Annotated in this window: 3 protein-coding genes; all 3 read left to right on the plus strand. The window is 39.3% G+C overall.

Going from position 1 to position 3,919, the window contains the following annotated elements; genetic code table 11:
* Nucleotides 1-2,266: type IV secretion system protein (locus tag D3P96_RS08220; protein WP_221621573.1), on the plus strand; the 2,266-nt coding region annotated here is incomplete at its 5' end.
* Between the two features lie 12 nt (nt 2,267-2,278).
* Nucleotides 2,279-2,431 (plus strand): hypothetical protein, encoded by a 153-nt coding sequence (locus tag D3P96_RS08415; protein WP_185696143.1) that lies wholly within the window; start codon nt 2,279-2,281, stop codon nt 2,429-2,431.
* Nucleotides 2,432-2,522: 91 nt separating this feature from the next.
* A complete protein-coding gene (locus D3P96_RS08225; protein ID WP_185696144.1) occupies nt 2,523-3,680 on the plus strand; it encodes a phage tail tip lysozyme in 1,158 nt (385 codons plus the stop codon).
* The last annotated feature ends 239 nt before the right edge of the window (nt 3,681-3,919 follow it).

Below are 3,919 nucleotides of genomic sequence, written 5' to 3' on the forward strand. Positions count from 1 at the left end.
AAGTGAGAAAAAAATGAATAAATCGGTTATTAAGCGACTGGGTATTATTGTTCCTGTCGCTTTTCTTATGTCATTAATGATATTGTGGGTTATTTCAATACCGGCCTTAGCTGATACTAAGAAGACTCTCGTTGGGGCTATTAATAGTAATGATATGTCTTACATCACTAATCATATTGACAGTTTTAAACTTTACCATTTTTCTACCGGTCCATTAGATTTTAACGCGAATTCCACCTATTTTATCGGAGATATGGTTTGGTCGTTAGATACGATGATTTATTCCGCAATGGACACATTTATAAACATTTTATTTAATACGAGTTCGATGGCTGGTTTAATTGATTGGGCATCGGGGATTTCTAAATCACTCTATTTTGGTTTATCAGGGGCTGTCTTAAGTATTGTTTTTTCAATAGGTGCGTTAATTGCATTCTTTTTTTATTTATCAAAAGGGCGTACTGCGGGATTAAAACAATTGGTTTCAATGGTGCTAGTCATTGCCGTTTCAGCTTTTTGGTTTTCAAATGTTGGGCCTATTTTAAACAATGTCAATTCTTTATCAGATAGTTTAGGGGCTACGGTAGCCAGTAGCGTAAGTAAATCACTGGGTGAGGATCATTCTAAAGACTCTTATACCGGTCTTGTCTCAAAAAATAAATCGACTTCCACAAATTCGGTTACGTTAGTGCGTAAAGACTATTTTGATAATAGTTACTATAAATTATGGAAAATTGGGGCCTTTGGACAATCAAACGTTAATCAAAAAACCCGAGAAGATTTCTTAAGGGACGTTCCTTTAAATGATAAAGAGGTTGATAAACAAAAAGAAAAGAATGAAGTCAAGGATTATAAAGGGTTCTTAGAAAAAGATAACGCTGCGATTAAAAGTAGTACGTCTTTTGCTGGTTTGTTTGTAATTACCTTAAATGGTATTCCGTATATAGCGATTGGTTTGTTAAATTGGGTGGTCACAATGATTGCTTTGGCTCTCACGATGGGTATGCCCGTTTTGGCAATATTATCATTCTTCCCCAGATTTAATCGTTCACTTTATAACGGAATTGGTGAGATATTTAAAGCCTTTTTTACCAAAGGAATCGTTGTCTTACTAATCGTCATTGTTGGCCTGTCTAATACGATTGTCAAAGCTTTAACGACTGGTTTAGGAACACCTAAAGGCTCGACAGCTGTAGCTCTAGTCTTAGTCACAACCATTTTACAATTTGTCTTGTTACTCATGCTCTGGAAGAGTCGTAATCAAATTCTATCCACAATAAGTGGTGGTACAATTAATAATGTACCCTATGCTGGAAGTATGCCGTCTATGGCGCATCAAGCAAGAAGTGGGTTCCACAACTTACGCTCTGGAGAGGACGTTCCACCTCAAGACGGTGGTCCGGGTGCTTCACCTGAAGTTGATCCAGAAACACAACAAGTTGCACAACAACTGGTTGCATTATTGCGAACGGCTAATGCTGACCAGGTCGGTTCAAATGGTCCTTTAACCACCGTTGGTGACGATGAACAGAACAATGTCTCTGAAGATGAAGATGTCGAAGAGGAAACTGACGAGAAGGATATTGATCGAGTTGAGGAAGACACTGAGCCGGAAGAAGAAGAGCTCACGCCTGATGTTGATATTCCAGATGGTTTAGATGGTGAGGAGGAGTTGGTTTCACATGATGAGTTTGAAGACGATTTTGAAGATGAGATACCAGTCCCAGGCGAAGTCGAGGCTGATGATCCAGATATTGGAGTACCAGAAGACTTAAGTACAGATGAAAAAGATACGACTCGTCGTAAAAAACTTCAGGCACCACAAACGGGAGAAATCTTAACTGATGGTGAGCTTGGTCACGTAAGTGATACGCCAGTTAATCATGTTACTTCAGTTGAGCGGGGTGATGATGAGTCAACACTGCCGATTGATGATGCCCAGAGTGGTGTAACAAGTGACCAACAAGTTTATGAAGATTTTGGACAACCAACTGTCTCTGGCACAAAGCCAACCTCTACGATTGATTTTGGTGAAACCAGCCTTCAAGGGGATAAACTCTCAGCGTCCAAAAACGATGGACTAGTGGACGATTCGAGTTTTTCGACACCTAGTGCACAAATTGAAAATGATGGGCTAAAACAGCCAATTAAACCGCAAAAACAACCATCACTAACCGAAACATCTTCTCATGAAGATATGAATGCTACTTTAAATCCGAAACGGGCTGAGTTTGACTCAGAAAGCCCTGATGATTTTCTAAAGTAAGGGGGGGATTTATTGTATCAAGCAATTGGTGTTGTATCTGGTCAAGTATATGCAGAACAATCAAGTAAGGCAGATTTGTTTCGGACATTACAATTGGAATATCCATTTCGACAAGGTGAAAAATTGGTCTATCCAGAACCATTAATCTGCCACAAAATTAAATAGTGTTGTGCCACTTGCTTTAATCTAAGTAAGTGGCTTTTTTTATGAAAATGATGGTGTATAAATGGAATCAATTCGTAACACATCGTTATTTATGAGATTATCACCAGTGCTTGGTGTCATAACGATGTTTGTTTTTATTCTGCTCATTGCGATTCTGTCAATTTTTGGTACGGATACATCATGTGAAAACAATGTTGATTCACAAGCACCGGTCGTATCAACTGGTGACAGTAATGGTGATTGGAAAAATAAGGGCAGTAAAGTGTATAAAAATATGCAGTATGCTAGTGAACGATTTAAAAAGATGGGCTTTTCTGGTGATCAAATTGCTGTCGTTTTAGCGTGTGGTTGGAAAGAGTCAAACTTTGATCCAACGATTGTTAACCCTGGTGGACAAGTAAAAGGGGTTTTTCAGTGGGGAACTGGTGGTGTTAATGGTAATCGATACGGGAATACTCAAGACACAATTGCCTCACAAATGGACTTAACAGAAACAGAATTAAAGGGACCTTATCGGAGCGTTTATAACAAATTATTGTCGTCAACGACGATGCCTGGTGCAGAAGAAACTTGGGATGTTGGATATGAGGGCTTGCCGGCAGGTGATACTGCGCAACGTAAGTCGTCGCAGATTATGGCTGATGCACAATCAATTAAACAAACCTTTAAGCTTGATTTTTCAGCGCAAAAAACCCATTCACAATTGGGCCAAGATGCTAAAGATAATGCCAAGCTCAATAACGATAGTGTGACAAACCTATCAGAAAAACTGGGGTGTGATACACCTGCTCCAGTGAGTGGGCAAAGTTCAGGTGCTCCGGTCAAGGCTGTTCCTGCTAAATATAAGGGCAAGATTCAGTTTAATGATAGTCGTGCAACAAATTATTCAGATAATCGTTATCCATTCGGCCAATGTACTTGGTATGTTTACAATCGTATGAAGCAAACGGGTCATCCAGTACCTTGGTTCTCGGGTGACGGTGGTAATGGTTCTGGTTGGGGAAGTGCTGCTAAAGCGCATGGCTTGAAAACACAAGCCAACAACCCAAAAGCTGGTTGGGCGGTTAGTTTTCAAGGTGGTCAATATGGTGCGGTTGCGCCCTACGGTCACATTGCATTTGTGGAATACGTGAATCCAGACGGCTCGTTCTTAGTTAGTGAATGTAATGTGGTTAATGGTGGAAGTGGGACGATTTCTTTCCGTGAATTTAAAAACGGAAATGGATTAACCTTCATTCAAGGTAAATAAAAGAAAAAAGGGGTGATTGTGTATGCACAGGCAAGATGTCGATAAGTATTTTAAAGCAACTTTTCAAAATAAGTATATTAATAAAGGTCAAATTGGACGATGTGTGCGAGAAAAACATGTCGCGGAAATAATTGGTAATGTGTTATTGGTGAATTTTGGTGTCATCAGTATTTGGTGTTTTAAACATGACTTGATGGAGGTAGAGAGTCTATAAAAACAAAAAGTACTTGTAATAAAAT

It is taken from the genome of Weissella viridescens, assembly GCF_003862435.1.
In the GTDB taxonomy this organism is placed as follows: domain Bacteria; phylum Bacillota; class Bacilli; order Lactobacillales; family Lactobacillaceae; genus Weissella; species Weissella viridescens_A.